Here is a 19559-nt window from a genome sequence, read left to right on the forward strand (position 1 = left end):
CGCGGCGCCCGTCACGCGTCCGGGAACATGCCCCGCAGCATCTCGCGGATCTGCCCCTCGACGGCGTCCTTCGTGATGCCGAGTTCGGTGAGCACGTCGTAGGCCGGCCCCTCGGCCAGGTCGAGCAGGGCGAGCAGGATGTGCTCGGTGCCGACGTAGTTGTGCCCCAGCCGCAACGCCTCCCGCACGGTCAGCTGGATGATCTTGCGGGCGGCGCCGCTGAACGGGATGTGCGCGGGCAGTTCGTCGTCCACCGGCGGCGGGAGGGTCGCGGTGACCCGGTCGCCCACCGTTTCCGGTGTCACGCCGAGGTTTTCCACCGCCTTCGCCGCCAGGCCGTCCCGCTCGCCGATCACGCCGATCAGGATGTGGCCGGTGTCGATCTGCTCGTTGCCCGCGCCCCGCGCCACCTTCTCGGCGTTGACGATCGCGCGGCGCGCGCGTTCGGTGAACCGGCTGAAGGCCTCCATGCCGGCGCCCGGGGATTCCTTGGGGACGAACCGTTTCTGCGCCGCCTGCTTCGAAACGCCCATGCTGGCGCCGATCTCCGTCCACGACGCGCCACTTCGCCGCGCCTGGTCGACGAAGTGGCCGATCAGGTGGTCAGCGACGTCGCCGAGGTGCTCGCCGAGCATGACCGCGTCGGAGAGCTGCTGGAGGGGATCGGAGTCCGGGTGCTGCCGCTTGATGGCCTCGATCAAGTCGTCGAGGCGAACTGAACTGGTCATGCGTCAACTGTAGGTTGACGATGCGGCAGCGTCAACCCTGGGTTGACGATAAGGGCAGCGGGTCCAGCGGCGGGGAATCAGCCGCGATCGCCGCCTGCATGTCACCACTGGGGCTGGGCAGCGACGTGGCGATCTCGGTGCGCGGCCCGGTTCACGACACCGGGATCGTCGCACTGAAGGCCACCCGCGGCCGGATCCCGATCACCGGGCACTGGCCCGACGCGCCCGGCCGCCGCTGGCACGTCGGGCCGATGGCGCGCAGCGTGCGCGACATCGCCGCCGCGTTGTGGATCCTCGCCGGGCCGGACGGCGTGGACGGCCATGTCCAGTACAGCCCGTCGCAGAACGACCCGCCGGAGCCGAGCGGGATCCGCGTGAGCTGGGCGAGCGAGCCCGCGTTCGGCCCGGTGGACGCCGAGGTGACCGCGACGGTCCGTCGGGGTCCAACTCGAAGCCGTCAGCCCCGTGCGCCTCCGCGGCCCCGCGCTTCAGGCGAACGGCAGCCCCACGTAGTTCTCCGCGATGCTCGTCGCCGCGGCGCGGGACGTCGCCGTGTACCGCAGCTGCGACAGCTGCAGCCGCCGGGTGAAGTCGTCCGCCGCGGGGTCCACGTGCAGCATCGAGGTCATGTACCAGGAGAAGTGCTCGGCCCGCCACACGCGCCGCAGACAGGTGTCCGAATAGGACTCCGCCAGCTCGCTTCGCTTGTGCTGCAACAACTCCACCAGGGCGCGGGACAGCACGCGGACGTCCGCGACCGCCAGGTTCATGCCCTTGGCACCGGTCGGCGGGACGATGTGCGCGGCGTCGCCGGCGAGGAACAGGCGGCCGTACTGCATGGGTTCGGTCACGAAGCTGCGCATCGGCGTGATGCCCTTGTCCAGGATCGGCCCCTCGCGCAGCACGAAATCGTGCGCGTTCGTGGTGAGCCGGACGTCCAGTTCGGACCAGATGCGGTCGTCGGACCAGTTCTCGATCTTCTCGTCGCTGGGCACCTGGAGGTAGAGCCGCGTGATCTCCGGCGAGCGCATGCTGTGCAGGGCGAACCCGCGCTCGTGGTGGGTGTAGATCAGCTCCTCGTGCGAGGGCGGGGTCTGCGCCAGCACACCGAGCCACGCGAACGGGTACTCGCGGTCGAAGGTTTTGATCCGGTCCGCGGGGATCGTCGGGCGGCTGACGCCGTGGAAGCCGTCGCAGCCCGCGATCACGTCGCACTCCAGGGTGCGCGCCTCCCCGTCGGCGTCGCGGTAGGTGACACGCGGGTTTTCGGTGTCCACGTCGTGCAGTTCGACGTCGGTGACCTCGAAGTGGATCGGGTAGCCCTTGGCCTCGTGCGCGGCGATCAGGTCCTTGACGATCTCCTGCTGCCCGTACACGGTGATCGACTTGCCGGTCAGCTCGGTGAGCGCGATGCGGTGGTCCTGGCCGTCGAACCGCAGCGAGAACCCGTGGTGCGGCAGGCCTTGGGCGTCCAGCCGCGCGCCGACGCCGATCTCCCGCAGCAGCTCGACCGTCGGGTGCTCGCAGACCCCGGCGCGCACCCGCTTCTCCACGTAGGCGCGGCTGCGCGTCTCGAGGACCACGGCGTCGACACCCTCGGCGTGCAGCAGGTACGACAACAGCAGACCTGCCGGCCCGGCGCCGATGATCCCGACCTGTGTGCGCGTCACTGCGACCTCCAACCTTCGCTGTTCCGGCACCCAGGATGCGGTCGGGCCGGGCCCGAGGCCAGCACTGCTTCCATTCAGTGGAAGCTCATCCCCGCTGCCCGGCGAGCCAGTCGTCGAACGTGGTGGGTGCGAGCCGGGCGCCGTCGCCGGGCAGCATCACCTCGCCGGCCATGTCCGGGCCGAACAACCCGGACCAGGTCGGCGCGAACTTCGCCGACCGTCCGCGCGCCTCGTAGGTGCGGCGCGCCATGTCGACCAGGTCCTGCGGCTCCGGGCCGGCGAGGTCGAGGCGGTCGCGCAGCGGTTCCCCGGTGGCGATCTCGGCGAGCACGTCGGCCACGTCGTCCGGCGCGACCGGTTGGACGAGTAACGGCGCGATGGACACGACGCCGTCCTGCTCGCCCCAGCCGGCGACCATCCCGGCGAAGTCGTGGAACTGCGCGGCGCGGACGATCGACCACGGCACCGGCCCGCCGGCGACGAGTCGTTCCTGCTCGCGCTTGCCCGCGTAGTGCGCGTTGCCCTCGACGCGGTCGACGCCGAGGATCGACAGCAGGACGTGGTGCCGCACCCCGGCGCGCTCCTCCGCGGCCAGCAGGTTCCGCGTGGTGCCGCCGAAGTAGGCGACGGTTTCGTCTCTGTCCATCGGCGGGGCGCTCAAGGCGTCGACGACCGCGTCCACCCCGGTCAGCGCCTCCTCCAGGCCCGCGCCGGTGGCGAGGTCCACGCCGAGCGAACGGCTGATCCGCACGACCTCGTGCCCGTCCCGCTCGAGGGCGGCGACGGTGCGTTGCCCGATGTTGCCGGTGGCCCCGAGGACTGCGATGCGCATGTTCTCCTCCTTTTATGGACTTAATAGGTCCATAATATCGCAGATACACTGGTCCGTGTGAAGCTGCCATCGAGCACGGAGTGGGTGCTGCACTGCGCGACGACGCTGGCGCAGCTGGAGCCGGGCGGGACGGCCTCGACGGCGCAGCTCGCGGAGTACTTCGACCTGCCGGCGCCCTACCTCGCGAAGCAGCTGAAGGCGCTGGTCCGGGCCGGGGTGCTGACCGCCACGACGGGCCCCCGCGGCGGCTTCCGGCTGGCCCGGCCCGCGGCGGAGATCACGCTGCTGGAGATCGTCGAGGCGGTCGACGGGGCGTCCGCGCCGTACGAGTGCCGGGAGATCCGGCAGCAGGGCCGGGGCGCCCTACCACCCGAGGAGTGCCGCGAGACGTGCCTGCTGGCGGCGAAGATGGCGAGCGCCCACGAGGCCTGGCGGGAGCGCCTGAGAACCGAGTCCCTGGGCGATGTCCTCGCCGAGCTGCCGGAGTGGGCACCGCAACGGACCCGGCGTCTGCTGAACGAGACCAGCCCCGCGCGCCGATCGAGCTGAGCCCCAACGCAGCCGCGAGGGCAACCCCGGCGCAGCCGGCCCGCGCAGCGCTGGTGCTCGCCGCGGCGAGCGGCCCCGGCCCTCCGACTCAACGCGGCCGCCACAGCGCCCAGCGTGGGCAGCCCGCCAGACGGGCACCGCCGTCACCGGGCACACCCGGCGCCAATCACGCGGCCCGCGAGGCGGGCGCAGCCGGCCACGGCCACCCCGCCAAGCGCCCCCATCTCAACTCGGCTGCCGCAATGCCCGAGGCGCGCCCAGCGTCCGCGAAATCCCCCGCGCCGCGGCTCGCACCGCGGGCACCATCGAGCGCGGGTCCGGCCCCGCGGCCGGGATCACGATCGAAATCGCCGCCACCACCCCATCGTCGGCGCCGTGGACCGGCGCCGCCACCGACAGGGACACCATCTCCACCTGCCGGTCGCTGATCACGTACCCGTCGCGGCGCACGTCGGCCAGCACACGGCGCAGCTCGTCCGCCGAGGTGATCGTCTTCGGCGTGTACCGGCGCAGCGGCGCGGCCAGCACCTGCTCCTGCACCTCGGCCGGCGCGTGCGCCAGCAGCACCAGCCCGACCCCGGTCGCGTGCGCGGCCAGCCGTCCGCCGGGCCGGGACACGATGCTCACCGCGTTCCGCCCGGAGATCCGCTCCACGTACACCACGTCCGGCACGTCCAGCACCGCGAGCTGCACGTTCTCGTGCGTCGCCTCGTACAGGTCCTCCAGGAACGGCATGGCCGCGTCCCGCAGCACCAGCCCGCGCGGCGACAGCGACGCGACCTCCCACAGCCACAACCCGACCCGGTACTGCCCGTCGTCCTGCCGTTCCAGCGCCCCGCGCCGCGCCAGCTCGCCGACGATCCGGTGCGTCGTCGACAGCGGCAGCCCGGTGCGGCGGCTCAGCTCGGACAACGTCATCGCCGGGCGCTCCGGGGTGAACGCGGCCAGCACGTCCAGCACGCGGTCGACGACCGAGGGTGCCTGCGCCGATGTGTGCCGCATCAGCTCAGGCTAACGGCCCCACACCAGCTCGGCGGTCTCGACGATCCGCTCCAGCTTCGCCTTCTGCTCGTCCTGCGTGAGGTCGTTGCCCTCCTCGGTGGAGGAGAACCCGCACTGCCCGGACAGGCACAGCTGGTCGAGATCGACGTACCGCGCCGCCTCGTCGATGCGCCGCCGCAGCGAATCGACCGGCTCCAGCTCCCCGCGCTTGGTCGTGACCAGCCCGAGCACGACGTACTTGCCCTTCGGCACGAACCGCAGCGGCTCGAACCCGCCGGAGCGCTCGTCGTCGAACTCCAGGAAGTAGCCGTCCACCTCCAGCTCGTTGAACAACGCGTCGGCGACGAAGTCGTACCCGCCGGAGGCCACCCACGACGAGCGGAAGTTGCCGCGGCACAGGTGGGTCGTCACGGTCAGCCCCGCGGGGCGGCCGGCCAGCGCGGCGTTCATCGTCTTGATGTTGCGCACGTGCTGCTTGTCCGGGTCGCCGCCCATCTCGGCCACCAGCTGCCGCTGCGCCGGGTCGTTGAGGTAGGCCAGGCTGGTGTCGTCGAGCTGCAGGTAGGTGCAGCCCAGCTCGGCCATCCCGGCGATCTCCTTGGCGTAGGCCGCGGCGAGGTCGCTGTAGAACTCCTCGAGGTCGGGGTAGACCCGCTCGGAGACGGCGCGGCGGCCGCCCCGGTAGTAGATCATGCTGGGCGACGGGATGGTCTGCTTCGGCGTCTGCGACGGGTCCACAATGGACTTCAGGAACGCGAAGTGGTCGCCGAAGATCGTGCCGGACAACCCGACCTTGCCGTCCACCTTCAGGCCGGCCGGGCTGAACTCGATGTCCCCGGCCGCGTTGTGGAACTTGACGTGCAGCTTCTCCTCGCTGCGGGAGATGCCGTCGAGGGAGTAGATGAAGTCCATGTGCCAGGAGGCGCGGCGGAACTCGCCGTCGGTGGCCGAGCGCAGCCCGACCTCGCGCTGCATCGCGACGACGTCGCGGATCGCGCTGTCCTCCACGGCCTTCAGGTCCTCGGCGCTGATGGCGCCCCGCGCGAAGTCCTCGCGGGCCCGGTGCAGTTCGTCGGGCCGCAGCAGGCTGCCCACGTGATCGGCGCGGAACGGCGGTGTCGTGCGCACAGTCATGCCCCGATCTTCGGCCACCGCACCACCGCGCACAACCCGCCTTCCGTCCCGCGGCGACCGCCTCGGCAACCGCGGGACGGAAGGTCTCGCGGATCAGGCCGGCGGGCCGAGCACGACGACCGAGTTGTGGCCGCCCATGCCGAGCGACGACTTGACGGTCAGCCCGTCACCGACCGGCACCCGGCCGGTGAGCAGCTGCGGGTGCCCGGGCGCCACCGCGGGCGGCGCCGGGATGTACCCGCGGTCGTAGCCGAGCGCGGCGACCGACACCTCGACCGCCGAGGCCGCGCCCTGGCAGTGCCCGACCAGCGGCTTGACCGAGTACACCCCGGTCGCGGCCCCGAACTCCTGCTCCAGGATCGTCGCCTCGGCCGTGTCGCACTGCTTGGTCCCCGGCCCGTGCGCGTTGAGGTAGCGCACCGCCGCCGCGGGCACCCCGGCGTTGGCCAGCGCGTCCCGGAAGCAGCCGCGGACCTGCCGCAGGTCCGGGTCGACCGAGGTCACGTGGTACCCGTCGTGCGACATCGCGCCGCCCAGGGCCATCGCGTAGGGACGAGTCGCGTTGCGGGACAGCACGAACGCCACCGCCGCCTCACCCACGAGGAACCCGCGGCTGCCCTCCTGGAAGGGACGGCACGCCTCGAGCGGTTCGGTGTCGGTGACGGCCACGCCGAGCCGCACGAAGTGCCGCACGTTCTCCTGCGTCGCCGACACGTCGGTGGCCACGAACACGACGTCGTCGACGATCCCCGCGTCCAGCCACGCCTTCGCGGTGAGCAGCCCGGCGTTGCCGGAGGCGCACATCGCCGACACGTTCATCGCCGGCCCGTGGAACCCGTACTCCTGCATGAACGTCGACATCGGCGTCGACGGCATCAGGCCCAGGTACTCCCTGGGCCGCACGTCACCTCCGCGATCGAGGTAGAACTCCCGCCAGAGGTCCACCTCGCCGAGCACCACCGCATGCAGCAGCCCGACCCGCTTCCCGGGCTGCCAGCCGCGCTCCCCCGCATCGGCTATCGCTTCCCGGGCCGCGGCCCGCATCGCCCGCGCGAACCGGCTCGGCCCGTCCACCGGGTTGCCGCCGTCGGCCACCTTCGCGACCCAGCCGGGCTCCTCCGGCTGGGCCCCGTAGCCGGCTTCCAGCCCGGCCGCAGGCTTGCCGGAAGTCAGCCCGTCCCACAGGTGTTCCCGGCCCCAGCCGTAGCCGGTGACCGCCCCGATGCCGCAGATTGCCATTTCCCGCGAGTCCATCGCACTCGCCCCTCCTTCGTCATTGCCTCTACGATCCGTCCCGAGGGACGGACTCGTTCCAAGCCAACGTCGGCTGGCCGGAAGGGCATAACCGAGCGAAGTCCGCCACCGGAGATTGGTGCGGACGGACTACGGGAAACCGGCCGAATGGTGTAATCGAACAGCAGAAGATGCTCGGCGGATCGGACGGAAGATGGAGCCAAACGCCAACCACGGGGAAGGCGTCCCTGGCCTGTCCGTCGATCACGAACAGCTGATCGACCTGGCGTTGTCCACCGACCGCGCGGTGATCTGGTCGTTCGCGTTCGAAGGCGACGTCCTGGCCTGGCGCTCCGGTCTGGACCGGCTGCTCGCCCTGCCCGGGGCCCCCGAGGCCGACGTCCGCAAGACGCTGTCCGAGCTGGTCGAGCCGCTGGTCGTGGCCGCGCGCACCGCGCCGGTCTGGCACGACCTGGAGCTGGAGCAGCCCTACCGGACCCCGGCAGGCGACGCGCGCTGGCTCCGCTTCCACGCCCGCACGTTCGAGGGCGGGCTGCTCGGCATCGCCACGGACGTGACCGACCGGCACGAGGACCGCCGCGAGCTGGCCGACCTCGCCGACCGCTACCGGCTGCTGGTCGAGCTGAGCCCGGACGGGATCGTGGTGCACCAGTACGGCGTGCTGACCTACGCCAACCCGGCCGGTCTCGGGTTCGTCGGCGCCAAGTCCGTCTCCGAGGTGCTCGGGCGCCCGATCACCGACTTCGTCGATCCGCCGTCGGTGCCGTCGATGCTGCGCCGGATCGCCGGGCTGAACGAGCCGGGCGCCACGTCCGAGCCGGCGGAGGCGGTGCTGACCAGGCTGGACGGCGGCCAGGTCACCGTCGAGTCGGTGTCGGTGCGCACCACCTGGGAGGGCAAGCCGGCCTTCCAGGTGATCATGCGTGACATCAGCGCGCAGAAGGCCGCCGAGGCCGCGCTGCGCTACCAGGCCGCGCTCGTGCAGCACGTCAGCGACGCGATCATCGCCACGGACGCGCGGGGCCGGGTGACCAGCTGGAATCCGGCCGCCGAGACGATCTACGGCTGGCGCGCCGCGGACGCGCTGGGCCAGGACGTCGGACGGCTGGTCGGGGCGCCGCTCGACCCGGGTGACGTGCTCGCCCACGGCGGCGTCGCGCAGGCCACCCACCGCGCCGCGGACGGGTCGGCGCTCGCGGTGCGGGTGTCGGCGGCCGAAATGGACGACGGCTACGTGCTGGTGTGCGCGGACGAGACCGCCCGCCGCCGCGCGGAACGCCAGTTCAGCACGGTCGTCGCGGCGCTCGACGAGGGTGTGCTGGTGATCGGCCCGAACGGACGGGTCATGTCGGCGAACCCGGCGGCCGAGCTCATCCTCGGCGCCACCGAGGCGGAGCTGATCGGCGCGCCGCCGGACAACTGGCCGCTCTACGACGAGGACGGGCGGCGGCTCGACCCGTCGGAGTACCCGTCGGCGCAGCTGCGCCGGGGCGGTGAGCCGCAGCAGGGCCGGGTGATGCGCGCCAAGCGCGCCGACGGCCGGATCGTGTGGCTGTCGGTGTCGTGCCGGGCGATGAACCCGGAGGACATGCCGTCGTCGGCGTTCGTGCTGTCGTTCACCGACATCACCGAGCGCAAGGCGATCGGCGAGCGGCTCGCGCACGACGCCACCCACGACCCGCTGACCGGCCTGGCCAACCGCACGCTCGTGCTGCAGCGGCTCAACGCGGCCCTGCACGAGGAGGGCTACGGCGCCACCGCGGTGCTGTTCATCGACCTGGACAAGTTCAAGGTCATCAACGACTCGCTGGGCCACACGGTCGGCGACCGGGTGCTGCAGATCGCCGGTGAGCGGCTGCGGCACGCGGTGCGCGCCGGGGACGTGGTGGGCCGCCTCGGCGGTGACGAGTTCGTGGTGATCGCGTTCGGCGTGCACGACGAGTCCGGCGTGCGGGCGCTGACCAACCACATCCGGGACGCGGTGACCACGCCGATCTCGGTCGACGGCCGCCGCCTGCACGTCGACGCGAGCATCGGGATCGTGCTGACCGGCCCCGGCGATCAGCGCGACGCCGACGAGCTGCTGCGCGATGCGGACGTGGCGATGTACCACGCGAAGACGCTCGGCCGCGGCCGCTACGAGTTCTTCGACGTCGAGCTGCGGATGCGGATGCAGCGGCGGCTGCGGCTGGAGCAGGACCTGCGCGACGCCGTCCGGCACGGCCGGCTGTGGGCCGCCTACCAGCCGGTGGTCGACCTGCGCACGGACGAGATGGTCGCGGTCGAGGGCCTGCTGCGCTGGACGCACCCGGTGCACGGGCCGATCTCACCGGCGGAGTTCATCCCGCTGGCCGAGGAGAGCGATCTGATCAACCTGCTCGGCTCGCACATGCTGCGGGAGACCACGCGCGAGGTCGCCGGGCGGCGCGCGGAGGGCGCCCGGGTCGGGCTGAAGATCAACCTGTCCACCCGCCAGCTGGACGACCCGGCGCTGGTCCTGGCCGTCGAGGAGGCGCTGGCGGTGACCGGGCTGCCCGCGGAGGCGCTGTGCCTGGAGATCACCGAGAGCGCGTTGATGCGGGATTCGACGGTCACCAGCAAGACGCTCGCCGCCCTGCGGGACCTCGGCGTGTGCCTGGCGATCGACGACTTCGGCACCGGGTACTCGTCGCTGGCGCAGCTGCAGCGGCTGACGCTGGACACGTTGAAGATCGACCGGTCCTTCATCACCGGGCTGGGCGAGTCCGGCGACGCCGAGGTGATCGTCACCAGCATCATCGCGATGGCCCACGCGGTGCACCTGACCGTCGTCGCCGAGGGCGTGGAGAACGCGAAGCAGCTGGAGATCCTCAAGCGGCTCGGCTGCGACCAGGCGCAGGGCTACTACCTGGGCAGGCCGCTGCCTGCCGCGGAGCTGTGGTCCTGATCCTCGGCCCGGGTGCCGCGGAAGGTGTAGCGGTAGCCGCTCGGTGAGACGCCGAGCGCGGCCTGCAGGTGCTGGCGCAGCGATCCGGCGCTGCCGAACCCGGCGTCCTCGGCGACCCGGTCGATCGGCAGGTCGGTTTCCTCGAGCAGCTGGCGGGCGCGTTCGACGCGCTGCTGGGTGAGCCACTGCCCTGGCGAGAGGCCGACCTCCTCGCGGAAGCGGCGGGTGAAGGTGCGCACGCTCATCGACTCGCGCGCGGCGAGCTGGCGCAGCGTCAGCGGCCGGTGCAGGTTCTCCAGCGCCCACGCCCGGGCCTTGCCGGTCGAGGACACCGTCGGCTGCGGCACCGGCCGGGGGATGTACTGGGCCTGGCCGCCCTCGCGGTGCGGCGCGACAATCGTGCCGCGCGCGACCTCGTTGGCGACCGCGGCGCCGTGGTCGCGGCGGATCATGTGCAGGCACAGGTCGATGCCGGACGCGACACCGGCCGAGGTCAGGATGTTGCCGGATTCGGTGTAGAGGACGTTCGGGTCGACCTGCACGCGCGGGTACAGCGTGCGCAGGTCGTCGGCGGACTGCCAGTGCGTGGTGGCCGGGCGGCCGTCGAGCAGCCCGGCGGCGGCGAGCACGAAGGCGCCGCTGCAGATCGAGGCGATGCGGGTGCCCGGCGCGATGGCGGCGAACGCGTCGGCGAGCGGGCCCTGCAGCGGGCCGCCGGGCTGCGGGCCGTAGTCGTTGTCCGAGGAGGAGACGACGATCGTGTCGGCCTCGGCGAGGGCGTCCAGGCCGTGCTCGACGTTGACCGTGAAGTCGGTGTCGGTGCGCAGCACGCCGGGGTGGAGGGTGCAGGTGCGCACCTCGTACAGCAGCTCGCCGTCGGCCCTGGCCTGCCCGAACAGGCGGTGCACGATCCCCAGCTCGATCGGCAGCAGACCGTCGCGGACCAGCACGGCGACCCGGTGCCGACCGTCGTTCGCGAAAACCGTCATGGCCCGATCCTGACACATGCTGACCATCGGGCCACTCGTCGGCGCGTCCATCCGGGCGGAGCCTGGAGGTCATGAACGTGTTGTGGATCTTCGCTCACCCCGAGGGACGCTCGCTCAACGCCGCCCTGCGCGACGAGGGCCTGAAGGCGCTGGAGGAGTTCGGCCACTCCTACCGCGTGTCGGACCTGTACGCGATGAAGTGGAACCCGGTGGTCGACTACGACGACTTCGCCCACGACCCGCGTGAGCGGATGCTGGTCGCGTCGGCGTCGCACGAGGCGTACGAGTCCGGCCGCCTGCCCGCGGACATCCAGGCCGAGCAGGAGAAGCTCGCCTGGGCGGACGCGATCGTCGTGCAGTTCCCGATGTGGTGGTACGGGTTGCCGGCGATCCTCAAGGGCTGGTTCGACCGGGTCTTCGTGAAGGGCCTCGGCTACGGGATCGCCGCGCCGGACGGCACGGTGCTGCGTTACGGCGACGGCAAGCTCACCGGCAAGCGGGCGATGGTGGTGACGACGATCGGCGCGCGGCCGTCCAGCATCGGGCCGCGCGGTGTCCACGGTGAACTGAACGACCTGCTGTTCCCCGTGCACCACGGCACCTTCTGGTACACCGGCATCGCGCCGCTGCCCCCGTTCGCCGTGCTGGGCGCCGACCGCCTGGACGAGGCCGGGTACGCCGCGGCGGTCGAGGGACTGCGGGACCGGCTCCGCACGCTGGAGACGGCGGAGCCGATCCCGTTCCGCTACCAGAACCGCGGCGAGTACGACGAGAACCTGGTGCTACGCGCCGATCTCGCGCCGGGCCGGTCGGACCTGGCCGTACACCTGCGCGACTGACACCACCATGAGCAGCGCGCTGACCACGACCGGCGACCGGAACCCGAGGCCCGCGTCGAGCGCGAGCCCGCCCAGCGCGGGGCCGAGCGTGTTGCCGACGTTGAACGCGGCCGTGGTGAAGCCGCCGGCCAGCGCGTTGCCCGGGGCCTGGTAGAACACGCGCGCGGTGAGCGCCGGCGCGAGTCCGAAGGCCAGCATCCCTTGCACGAACACGAGAACGAGCGTGACGACCGGGCTGGACGCGCTCAGCGCGATCGCGATCCAGCCGACGGTCAGCGCAGTCGTCCCGGTCAGCAGGACGGTGCGGGGCCGGGCGTCGGCGACGCGCCCGCCGAACACGATCCCGGCGCACGCGCCGACGCCGAACAGCACGAGCGTGGCCGGCACCCACGCCTCGGACAACCCGGCCACCTCGGTGACCAGCGGCGCGAGGTAGGTGAACGTGCAGAACGTCGCGCCTTGGACGAGGGCGTTGGTGGCGTAGGTGAGCAGCAGGCGACGACGCAGGAGCGGCCGGACGGCGGTCGCCTCGGTGTCCGGTTTGGACACCGGGATGGTGCGCACCACGGCGACGGTCGCGGCCACCGCGAGCGCGGCCACGGCCCAGAACGCGGAGCGCCAGCCCCACGCCTGGCCGAGCACCGCGCCGCCGGGAACGCCGGCGACGCAGGCCAGCGTCACCCCGCCCATCACCACGGACATCGCGCGGCCCTTGGCGTCCGACGCGACCAGCGCGACGGCGACCGTGGTGGCCAGCGCCCAGAACCCGGCGTTGGCCAGTGCCGCGAGGATCCGCGTGACGAGCAGGACGGCGTAGCTGTCGGTGAGCGCACCGAGGACGTGCGCGGCGGCGAACACGACGAGGAACGCGGTGACCGCCCGACATTGCGGCCAGCGCCCGGCGAGGATGGCGAGCAGCGGCGCGCCGACGATCATCCCGACCGCGAACGCCGAGGTCAGGTAGCCGGCGTCGGCGATCGAGACGTGCAGATCGGTCGCGATGTCCGGGACCAGGCCGGACAGCATGAATTCCGAGGTGCTCTGGGCGAAGACGGCGAGCCCGAGCAGGTAGACGGCAAAGGGCATGACAAAGCTCCCGAGTCGGAGAAACAGGGGTCAGCGGGTGATCCGCTGGCCTCTGTCCGACTCGGGGCTGTTCACGCTGCGTAGAGTACCGGGCGCCGCCGCGGTGATCGACTCATTTTCCGCCGAACCGGCGCAGGTCTTCGAGTTCCGCGGTGAGATCGGGCAGTTCTTCGAAGGGCTGGACCTCGACGCTGTTCCCGGTGCGGGTCCAGGTGCCCGCGACGCGGCCGTCGACGAGCACCGCCGCCCGGATGATGCCGCCGCCGGGGTGGACGAGCTTGCGGTGTTCGGGGGCGACCGCGTGGTCCCGGGTGCGCCAGCCGAGGAGGTACTCGTCGAAGGCCGGGATCAGGCGGACGGTGGAGCCGGCTTCCTTGATGTCCACTGTGGTCGGTCGCCAGGCGGGTTTGACGCGGCTGACGGGGATTCCGGACCAGGCGGCGAGGTCGGCGGGCTCGGCCGGTTCGTGCGCGGCCCGGTAGCGGGCGACGAGCCGGTCGAGGGCGGTGTCCTCGGGTTCGGTCGGCAGGGGTGCGCCGAGCCAGTCGCCGGCGTGGACGTAGGTGGGCTTGCCCCGGCGTTCCGGTCCGAGCACGACGAGCCCGTGCGCGGCGGCGAGCATCGCCAGGTGGACGGTCGCCTGTCCCTCGGTGCCGGTTCGCTCGCCGAGTTCGGCTTTGGTGAGCGGCCCCTGGCCGTCGAGGGCCTTCGCTGCTTTTGAGCCGTCGGGGTTGCTGACGCCCAGTTCCGCGAGGCGGCGCAGGGAGTTCGCGGGGTTCGGCTTGACCAGCGGGTACAGCCAGGGCAGGTCGTCGCGGGCGATGAGGTGCAGCGTGCCGCGCGGACCCCAGCAGCGGACGATCGACCGGTCGTGGCGGGCGTTGTCCAGTTCGGCGGCGGTCAGGCCGGGGACCCGCGCGCGCAGCGCCAGCGGGAAGGCGGTCGGTTCCTGCGCCTGCACGGCGAGGAGGTGACGTACGGCGTCGACGAGCCCCAGGTTGGCCGGGCGGTCCAGGAGCTGGGCCGCGACCCGGCGGCGCCGTACGTCCATCCCGGCAGGCTACCGGCGTCGTCGTTCGGCGTTGTCGAACTTCCGCACGGCGAACGCGTAGGCCTCGTCGAGGAGTTTCCGGGCTTGCGGCCACGTCTCGTCCGGGTTGATGACGCAGACCCAGTGCTGCCCGCCGTACACGGGGTGCGGGAAGAGGACGTCCAGGGCGGTGACGTCGTAGTCCCCCGGCGGCACGACTTCGGCGAAGCGGTCCCGGGTGAGGCCGATGTTGAGACGGAAGACACCGGGCCGGTCGAGGTTCGAGGTGTTGTCGAACTCGGTGTCCGAGGTGACGATGGTCGCCCACGGCATCTGACGCTGCGGCGGAAGGTCCCCGCGAGGGTCGTAGATGGCGAAGAGGTCCCCGTTCGCCTCGGCGATCCGGGTGCTGTCGAAGGTGGCCAGTTCCTGTCGAATGTGCTCGATATCCACTGCGCCAAGGAAGCACAATACGGACGATCAATGTGCGGTGCAAGTGATGAGGATCACAGAATCAGGCCTCCCTCGTCGCGACTTCCTGACCAAGCCGCGGTAGGCGTACGATGTACCCCTATGGGATAGCTTCCGAGCGCGACGTCCCTGAGTTCCTGGTCACCTACACCCGCGACATGGCCTTGTCGCCGGAGGATCCGGGCGCGATCCTCGACCGGTACTTCGTGCCCGACTTCGTCTACTGCAACGACGGCATCGAGATCGACCGGCAGCGGATGGAGGCGGAGATCCACACGTTCGGCCAACTCGCCGCGGACGGCCGCATCCAGCGGATCGACCAACTCAGCCGCCAGCACCCCTCGGCGCACCCCCACGGACGATGACCGCCCGGGCAGCCTGCGAGCCGGCCGGCAGCCGAGACCTCCAACCGGCCCAAGACGTGAAAAAACCGCCCCGATCTGTATCGGAGCGGTTCATCGACCGGTGGCCAGGGCCGGGGTCGAACCGGCGACCTGGTTGGCAGCGCGGACACATACTCGAACATTCATTCGATTCTGCTGCCGGCGTGGCGGCGCAAGCGGGCTGAGGATGAGGGTGTGGCGGTCCTGAAGCCACCGGTCACGCTCGTGGCACCCGTGCTGGAGTCGCCGCTCCCCGCGCGAGCGCGCCGTCCGGCGGGGCCGGTGGCGTATGAGCCGAAGCTGTACGGCTGGCGCTGCTACACCGTAGAACCAGAGGCCACCGACGCGGACGGGAACCACGACGGTCTCGTCGTCAAGGGAAGCCAGGACACGACGTTCGCCCACTCGCCCTAAGCGGCCTCGAGAACGAAGAACAGGAAGCACAGGAATGCGGCCCCTGCAGGCCGGTGCCCGAGCTTCTCGGGGAACCGCTCCCGAGCGCCTGGCGCGGGGGGCGGTTCGCTGATGACGGAGATGCGGAAGCCAGCCGCTGTGAAGGCATCACTCATCGCATGCAACGGTCGGTGCCAGAAGCTCATCAGTGCACTGTGACCACCGAACGTCCACTCCTCGGACCGCTTGCTGGTCGCGAAGTAGTCACACTCGGGATTGGCCAGTTTCTGCACGAGCGGGTGGTCGACAGCCACAATCAGCCGGCCACCGGGCTCGAGCACGCGCCTCAGTTCGGCCAGCGGCGCCGTCCAGTCCTCCAAGTAGTGCAGCAGCAGGCACGCGACGATGTCGTCGAACGACTTGTCCGGGAACGGCAGCGTGCTGCCCACGTCGGCTAGGTGCAGGTCCGCATCGTCGCCGAGCCGCTTGCGGGCCAACTCGAGCATCTTGGCGCTCGAGTCGACACCGGTCACGATGGCGCCGCGCTCGCGCAGCGCCGCGTGCAGGGCGCCGGCTCCACAGCCGGCGTCAAGGATCCGGCGCCCAGCCACATCACCTGCCAGATCCAGGACAGCGGGCCGGGCGTAGTAGCCGTTGATGAGGTTGGACTCAGTTTCGGCAGCGTACGCCTCGGCGAAGCTGTCGTAGTTGTTCGTTTCGAGCTTGCCGACAGACCCAAAGGAATGATCACTATCAGGAGACATGCGGCTAAGGCTGGCACGGCTGATCGCTTCGAGCACTAGCAGATCCCCAACCAACGCCGCCAAGGGGGCGCCTGTTGAGGTGGACGTGAAATCGAGGGCGGGCCGCCGCACGTTCCCGCTGCCCGACGAGTTGTTCAGCCTGCTGATGCGCCACAAGGAGCGGCAGGAGCGCGAACGCGAGCGCGCCGGCACCGAGTGGCATGAGGGCGACTGGATCTTCACACAGCCGAACGGCAAGCCGCTCGATCCGCGCGCGAACTACGGCGATTGGAAGGTGCTCCTCGCCGAAGCTGGCGTCCGCGAAGCTCGGATCCATGACGCGCGTCACACTGCGGCGACGGTCCTGCTCATCCTCGGCGTGCCCGACGGGACCGTGATGGACCTCATGGGCTGGTCCACGGCGTCCATGAAGGCGCGCTACATGCGAGATCCGGAGAGATGTCGCCGACCAGCTCAACGGCTACTTCTGACAGTCGGCGCCTTGATGCCCCCGTCTGTCGATCAGCACGCCCACTAGCCGGCATGCCGCCGGTAGAAAGTGGTGCTTCACGTGGCATCTAGGTTGCGCTGGACAAACCCGGCGACAGAAGGCTCTCGGATGCCGGACCAGCCGTCGTATTCAAATCCTTCCTTCTGCGCCATACGGTCCAACTCAGCGATGGCGTGCGCGAGCAGCCGGTCATCGCCGTCGAAGAGGACGCGACGTACCTCCGGGTCGTCGACCATCGTGACGAAGGCCGGCGCGCTGCGTTGCGTGTAGTAACGGGCGAAATTGGTGTAGAAGTTCTGACTGTCGGCGCCGCCCCGAGTGCCGATCACAACGAACGCGCCGTACACGTCGAACTGAGCGAGACTGGTCAGGATTGCCGGGTCATCAGCTGCCCGGTCCGGCCGCAACGCCGCTACGCCTCGAACCACGTTGTGCGCACGCGCAAGCAGCCCGGCCCTGTCCTCCGTCTCGAACAAGTAGGCCCGCGAGGCCATAGTCAGCGCGTGCCGCAGCCAGCTGCCGAAGTAGTCGAAGGGCGCACCCTGTGGGCGACGCTCGGCCAACGAGCGCACGACCGCCCAGTCCTTGAGCCGGACAGCCAGTGCACCGAGCGCATAGACGCGGGTGATGACGTCTAGCCACAGGCGAGCCGACTCGGCGCCGCGGGCGTTGCCATGCTCGTCAACGCCCAGTTCATAGATGCGCTGAAGCGCGTCCACTGCCAGCTGCCACCAGGCGTGGCGTTGGTGGTGGATGCTCAGTGCGGCCAGCGCTGCAACCCGATCCAGCAGCTGACCGAGCTCGCCGCGGCTACCGTTGCTGATGAGGGTGGCCGCATCGCGTGTGGTCTGGGTGAGCAGGGTGCGAAGCGAGATGTCGTCGTTGCTGCGCAGGAGCTCGGTTACCAGCTGTTCGAATGAGTCACCGTCGATGCGCCAGGTCATCGCCGCAGCCGGCAGCTCCTGCAGGCCTTGTACGGTCGCTGTGAGCCGGGTCTGTTCGGCGAGTTCGTGGGCGATCTCCCGGCGCCACGCTTCCTTGCGGCGGTCGACGACCTGGTCGAACAGGCGGGTCACGTCGTCGTCCGTCCAACGTTCGCTGCTGGTGCCGTGGCGCACGAAGACATCTCCGACGCGGAAGACGTACTGCTTCTTACCGTTGCTGTCCTCGTACTCCCCGGGAGCACGGAAGGTGCACCAGCCTTGTTCGGCGGGTGGCACGTAGATCAGCACCAGCTGCGTGCCGTCAACCTCGTGGCGAGCGCTGCGCAGGCCGGAAGCGTCTATGTACTTCGCCAGCTTGGGGCGCAGGACCGCCTCGTCAAGATGGCGAGCTAGCTCAGGGGTCAGGTCAGGCACAGGGTTGCCGTGGTCGTCCGGCCGATGAGGATGTAGCCGCCGAGCGGTTCTGCTCGCATCGCAGCGCAGTCCTTGGCCAGCTCGACAACGTCGCGAGCGTGTCCCTTGCCGAGATTGAGCGAGGTCTTGTAGTCCAGCGCGGACTGCTCGTGCTGCTCGGCCAGCAACGCGAGCAGCTTCTCGCGGGTCACGACGGGTTCCACCACGACAGCCATGCCGATCATGGTGCCTGACTTGGCAAGGGCGATAGGCCAGCTCGCGACTCCTACGTCCCGACGGGCCGCGCTGCACGGTGCGCCCGTTGGGACGCTGCGGCCAACGACACCCGATTGAGACCCCAATTGAGCACCTGCGGGCGCCAAACGGCCCCCGTCGTGATCGACGGGGGCCGTTTGTGCTGCTAGAAGCGGTGGCCAGGGCCGGGGTCGAACCGGCGACCTTCCGCTTTTCAGGCGGACGCTCGTACCAACTGAGCTACCTGGCCGGAAACGCCGGCTGAAGCCAGACGCTACTGCGACCCTGACGGGACTCGAACCCGCGACCTTCGCCGTGACAGGGCGACGCGCTAACCAACTGCGCCACAGGGCCATATGCATTTGTCATGCGTACTCCCAACGGGATTCGAACCCGCGTTGCCGCCTTGAAAGGGCGGAGTCCTAGGCCGCTAGACGATGGGAGCCCGGCCGGTTCGGGTGACCGACCGACCGCGCTCTCAGGTCTCCCTGGGAGCGATTACAAGCATAGGGCACCCCGAACCCGCCCTTCCACCGGGTATCCCTTAACGCCCGCAACCGTGCCTGAGCAGGGAAAACACGCGACCGCCTGCCCGACTGGCCCGGTCACTCGTCGCGACCGAGGTCCGCCAGCGAGCGCACCAGCTCGGCGCGCTCCGGCTCGGACAGCACCTCCAGCAGCTCGTCCATCCGCTCATCGGTCAGCGACTCCGCCCGCCGCCACCGCTCCTCCAGATCCGGGCGCCGGCGGGCACGCGCGATCAGCTCGTCGGCCGCCTCCGGGGACCACGCCGTCCGCAGCAGGCGCGCCCGCCCGCCCTCCGGGTCGGCCACCACCGCCTCCGGCACCGTCAGCCCCACCGCCCGCAGCGCCGCGAAGTGCAACCCGCCCCGGTACTCGCGCAGCAGCATCAAGCCGTGGCCGATGCGGGCGACCGGATCGGACGGCCACTCGACCCGCTGCCAGCCCGCGAACAGCGCCAAGCCGCTCGCGTCCGCGGCCTCCACCAACCGGGGCAGCAACGCGGCCAACGGCGACTCCCGCAGGTGCGCCTTCGACCATCGGTACAGCGCCTCCGTGTACGCCGCGACCGCCACCTCCGCGCCCAACCGCTCGGTCGCCGTCGGCAGGACCGCGTCCACCACCCACCGCGGGAAGATCCCGAACAGCTCGGCGACCACCGCCGGCGACGGATCGCCCAGCACCGCGGACCGGCCGCGGAAGTACAACGCCCGCCGCCCCAGCCCGGCCTCGCGCTCCACCTCGGCCAGCTCCGGCGACGTCATGAACGCCCCGCCCCACTTCTGCACCGCGGGGCGGATCTCCTTCGCGATCTCCACTGCCTGCCTCCATTCGTAACGCTGTTATGATACATGCAGCGGGAATCATGACGGCAATTTCACCGACAGCGGAGCAACTAGGTGGAA

General features: G+C 70.8%; 19 protein-coding genes, 3 tRNA genes and 2 pseudogenes. 7 read left to right on the plus strand and 17 right to left on the minus strand.

The window, feature by feature from the left end:
• Positions 1-11 precede the first annotated feature (11 nt).
• Positions 12-728 carry a Clp protease N-terminal domain-containing protein gene (locus tag IE290_RS20865; RefSeq protein WP_191246266.1) on the minus strand — a complete coding sequence of 239 codons (717 nt, stop codon included), beginning with the start codon at positions 726-728 and terminating at the stop codon, positions 12-14.
• Between the two features lie 20 nt (positions 729-748).
• Here IE290_RS20865 and IE290_RS20870 point away from each other — a divergent pair.
• Positions 749-1099 (plus strand): annotated as a pseudogene (locus IE290_RS20870) (amidase family protein); the annotation flags it as partial.
• 117 nt (positions 1100-1216) lie between these two features.
• On the opposite strand, the gene pobA reads toward IE290_RS20870, so the two are convergent.
• Positions 1217-2398 (minus strand): 4-hydroxybenzoate 3-monooxygenase, encoded by a 1182-nt coding sequence (pobA, locus tag IE290_RS20875; RefSeq protein WP_191246267.1) that lies wholly within the window; start codon positions 2396-2398, stop codon positions 1217-1219.
• An 85-nt stretch (positions 2399-2483) separates the two neighbouring features.
• On the minus strand, positions 2484-3230 hold the full coding sequence (locus IE290_RS20880; RefSeq protein ID WP_191246268.1) for an SDR family oxidoreductase: 747 nt from the start codon (positions 3228-3230) through the stop codon (positions 2484-2486).
• Between the two features lie 57 nt (positions 3231-3287).
• On the opposite strand from IE290_RS20880, the gene IE290_RS20885 reads away from it, so the two are divergent.
• Positions 3288-3779, plus strand: a complete 492-nt coding sequence (locus tag IE290_RS20885) for an RrF2 family transcriptional regulator (RefSeq protein WP_191246269.1) — start codon at positions 3288-3290, stop codon at positions 3777-3779.
• Positions 3780-4004: 225 nt separating this feature from the next.
• On the opposite strand, the gene IE290_RS20890 is transcribed toward IE290_RS20885, so the two are convergent.
• From IE290_RS20890 to IE290_RS20900, 3 genes are all read right to left on the minus strand, one after another.
• Positions 4005-4781, minus strand: coding sequence for an IclR family transcriptional regulator (locus IE290_RS20890; protein WP_191246270.1), 777 nt, complete (start codon positions 4779-4781; stop codon positions 4005-4007).
• Between the two features lie 9 nt (positions 4782-4790).
• Entirely contained in the window at positions 4791-5915 is a 1125-nt protein-coding gene (locus IE290_RS20895) for a 5-methyltetrahydropteroyltriglutamate--homocysteine S-methyltransferase (RefSeq protein WP_191246271.1), read from the minus strand.
• Positions 5916-6008: 93 nt separating this feature from the next.
• Positions 6009-7169, minus strand: a complete 1161-nt coding sequence (locus IE290_RS20900) for a beta-ketoacyl synthase N-terminal-like domain-containing protein (protein ID WP_191246272.1) — start codon at positions 7167-7169, stop codon at positions 6009-6011.
• 193 nt (positions 7170-7362) lie between these two features.
• Here IE290_RS20900 and IE290_RS20905 point away from each other — a divergent pair, with 193 nt between their 5' ends.
• On the plus strand, positions 7363-10095 hold the full coding sequence (locus IE290_RS20905) for a sensor domain-containing protein (protein WP_191246273.1): 2733 nt from the start codon (positions 7363-7365) through the stop codon (positions 10093-10095).
• Here the strand turns inward: IE290_RS20905 and IE290_RS20910 are convergent.
• Positions 10053-11084 (minus strand): GlxA family transcriptional regulator, encoded by a 1032-nt coding sequence (locus IE290_RS20910; protein ID WP_229874625.1) that lies wholly within the window; start codon positions 11082-11084, stop codon positions 10053-10055. The genes IE290_RS20905 and IE290_RS20910 overlap by 43 nt on opposite strands.
• Before the next feature lie 71 nt (positions 11085-11155).
• Between IE290_RS20910 and IE290_RS20915 the strand changes: the two genes are divergently transcribed.
• Positions 11156-11923: an NAD(P)H-dependent oxidoreductase gene (locus tag IE290_RS20915; protein ID WP_191246275.1), complete on the plus strand. Its 768-nt coding sequence runs from the start codon at positions 11156-11158 to the stop codon at positions 11921-11923.
• On the opposite strand, the gene IE290_RS20920 is transcribed toward IE290_RS20915, so the two are convergent.
• The 3 genes from IE290_RS20920 to IE290_RS20930 form a co-directional block, all read right to left on the minus strand.
• On the minus strand, positions 11867-13009 hold the full coding sequence (locus IE290_RS20920) for a Cmx/CmrA family chloramphenicol efflux MFS transporter (RefSeq protein WP_191246276.1): 1143 nt from the start codon (positions 13007-13009) through the stop codon (positions 11867-11869). The genes IE290_RS20915 and IE290_RS20920 overlap by 57 nt on opposite strands.
• Positions 13010-13121: 112 nt before the next feature.
• Positions 13122-14060 (minus strand): winged helix DNA-binding domain-containing protein, encoded by a 939-nt coding sequence (locus IE290_RS20925; protein WP_191246277.1) that lies wholly within the window; start codon positions 14058-14060, stop codon positions 13122-13124.
• Positions 14061-14069: 9 nt separating this feature from the next.
• The gene (locus tag IE290_RS20930) at positions 14070-14492 is read right to left on the minus strand and encodes a DUF6194 family protein (RefSeq protein ID WP_191246278.1); all 423 of its coding nucleotides are present in this window, start codon (positions 14490-14492) and stop codon (positions 14070-14072) included.
• Between the two features lie 176 nt (positions 14493-14668).
• Between IE290_RS20930 and IE290_RS20935 the strand changes: the two genes are divergently transcribed.
• The gene (locus IE290_RS20935; protein WP_229874626.1) at positions 14669-14875 is read left to right on the plus strand and encodes a hypothetical protein; all 207 of its coding nucleotides are present in this window, start codon (positions 14669-14671) and stop codon (positions 14873-14875) included.
• A 213-nt stretch (positions 14876-15088) separates the two neighbouring features.
• Entirely contained in the window at positions 15089-15307 is a 219-nt protein-coding gene (locus tag IE290_RS20940) for a hypothetical protein (RefSeq protein WP_191246280.1), read from the plus strand.
• On the opposite strand, the gene IE290_RS20945 is transcribed toward IE290_RS20940, so the two are convergent.
• Positions 15304-16050 (minus strand): class I SAM-dependent methyltransferase, encoded by a 747-nt coding sequence (locus tag IE290_RS20945; protein WP_191246376.1) that lies wholly within the window; start codon positions 16048-16050, stop codon positions 15304-15306. The two genes, IE290_RS20940 and IE290_RS20945, sit on opposite strands and share 4 nt — an antisense overlap.
• A gap of 64 nt (positions 16051-16114) precedes the next feature.
• Between IE290_RS20945 and IE290_RS20950 the strand changes: the two are divergent.
• Positions 16115-16520: pseudogene (locus IE290_RS20950) on the plus strand (tyrosine-type recombinase/integrase); the annotation flags it as partial.
• 76 nt (positions 16521-16596) lie between these two features.
• Here IE290_RS20950 and IE290_RS20955 read toward each other — a convergent pair.
• From IE290_RS20955 to IE290_RS20980, 6 genes are all read right to left on the minus strand, one after another.
• Positions 16597-17898, minus strand: coding sequence for a hypothetical protein (locus tag IE290_RS20955; protein ID WP_191246281.1), 1302 nt, complete (start codon positions 17896-17898; stop codon positions 16597-16599).
• Positions 17886-18113: a hypothetical protein gene (locus tag IE290_RS20960; protein ID WP_191246282.1), complete on the minus strand. Its 228-nt coding sequence runs from the start codon at positions 18111-18113 to the stop codon at positions 17886-17888. Before IE290_RS20960 ends, IE290_RS20955 begins: the two co-directional genes overlap by 13 nt.
• A 195-nt stretch (positions 18114-18308) precedes the next feature.
• Positions 18309-18382 (minus strand) — tRNA-Phe (locus IE290_RS20965).
• A 30-nt stretch (positions 18383-18412) separates the two neighbouring features.
• Positions 18413-18486 (minus strand) — tRNA-Asp (locus tag IE290_RS20970).
• A gap of 18 nt (positions 18487-18504) precedes the next feature.
• Positions 18505-18577: transfer RNA gene (locus tag IE290_RS20975), tRNA-Glu, on the minus strand.
• Between the two features lie 160 nt (positions 18578-18737).
• Complete coding sequence (locus IE290_RS20980) at positions 18738-19472, minus strand: SCO6745 family protein (RefSeq protein WP_191246283.1); 735 nt, start codon at positions 19470-19472, stop codon at positions 18738-18740.
• Positions 19473-19559: the final 87 nt, after the last annotated feature.

The organism is Amycolatopsis deserti (assembly GCF_014653945.1).
GTDB lineage: Bacteria > Actinomycetota > Actinomycetes > Mycobacteriales > Pseudonocardiaceae > Amycolatopsis_E > Amycolatopsis_E deserti.

What these genes read in the sequence shown, in the direction of transcription:
- IE290_RS20890 (WP_191246270.1), bottom strand. Translation starts at nt 4,781, where the DNA reads ATGCGGCACACATCGGCGCAGGCACCCTCGGTCGTCGACCGCGTGCTG.
- IE290_RS20895 (WP_191246271.1), bottom strand. Translation starts at nt 5,915, where the DNA reads ATGACTGTGCGCACGACACCGCCGTTCCGCGCCGATCACGTGGGCAGC.
- IE290_RS20900 (WP_191246272.1), bottom strand. Translation starts at nt 7,169, where the DNA reads ATGGACTCGCGGGAAATGGCAATCTGCGGCATCGGGGCGGTCACCGGC.
- IE290_RS20910 (WP_229874625.1), bottom strand. Translation starts at nt 11,084, where the DNA reads ATGACGGTTTTCGCGAACGACGGTCGGCACCGGGTCGCCGTGCTGGTC.
- IE290_RS20960 (WP_191246282.1), bottom strand. Translation starts at nt 18,113, where the DNA reads ATGGCTGTCGTGGTGGAACCCGTCGTGACCCGCGAGAAGCTGCTCGCG.
- IE290_RS20905 (WP_191246273.1), top strand. Translation starts at nt 7,363, where the DNA reads ATGGAGCCAAACGCCAACCACGGGGAAGGCGTCCCTGGCCTGTCCGTC.
- IE290_RS20925 (WP_191246277.1), bottom strand. Translation starts at nt 14,060, where the DNA reads ATGGACGTACGGCGCCGCCGGGTCGCGGCCCAGCTCCTGGACCGCCCG.
- IE290_RS20865 (WP_191246266.1), bottom strand. Translation starts at nt 728, where the DNA reads ATGACCAGTTCAGTTCGCCTCGACGACTTGATCGAGGCCATCAAGCGG.
- IE290_RS20915 (WP_191246275.1), top strand. Translation starts at nt 11,156, where the DNA reads ATGAACGTGTTGTGGATCTTCGCTCACCCCGAGGGACGCTCGCTCAAC.
- IE290_RS20920 (WP_191246276.1), bottom strand. Translation starts at nt 13,009, where the DNA reads ATGCCCTTTGCCGTCTACCTGCTCGGGCTCGCCGTCTTCGCCCAGAGC.
- IE290_RS20935 (WP_229874626.1), top strand. Translation starts at nt 14,669, where the DNA reads ATGGCCTTGTCGCCGGAGGATCCGGGCGCGATCCTCGACCGGTACTTC.
- IE290_RS20880 (WP_191246268.1), bottom strand. Translation starts at nt 3,230, where the DNA reads ATGCGCATCGCAGTCCTCGGGGCCACCGGCAACATCGGGCAACGCACC.
- IE290_RS20945 (WP_191246376.1), bottom strand. Translation starts at nt 16,050, where the DNA reads ATGTCTCCTGATAGTGATCATTCCTTTGGGTCTGTCGGCAAGCTCGAA.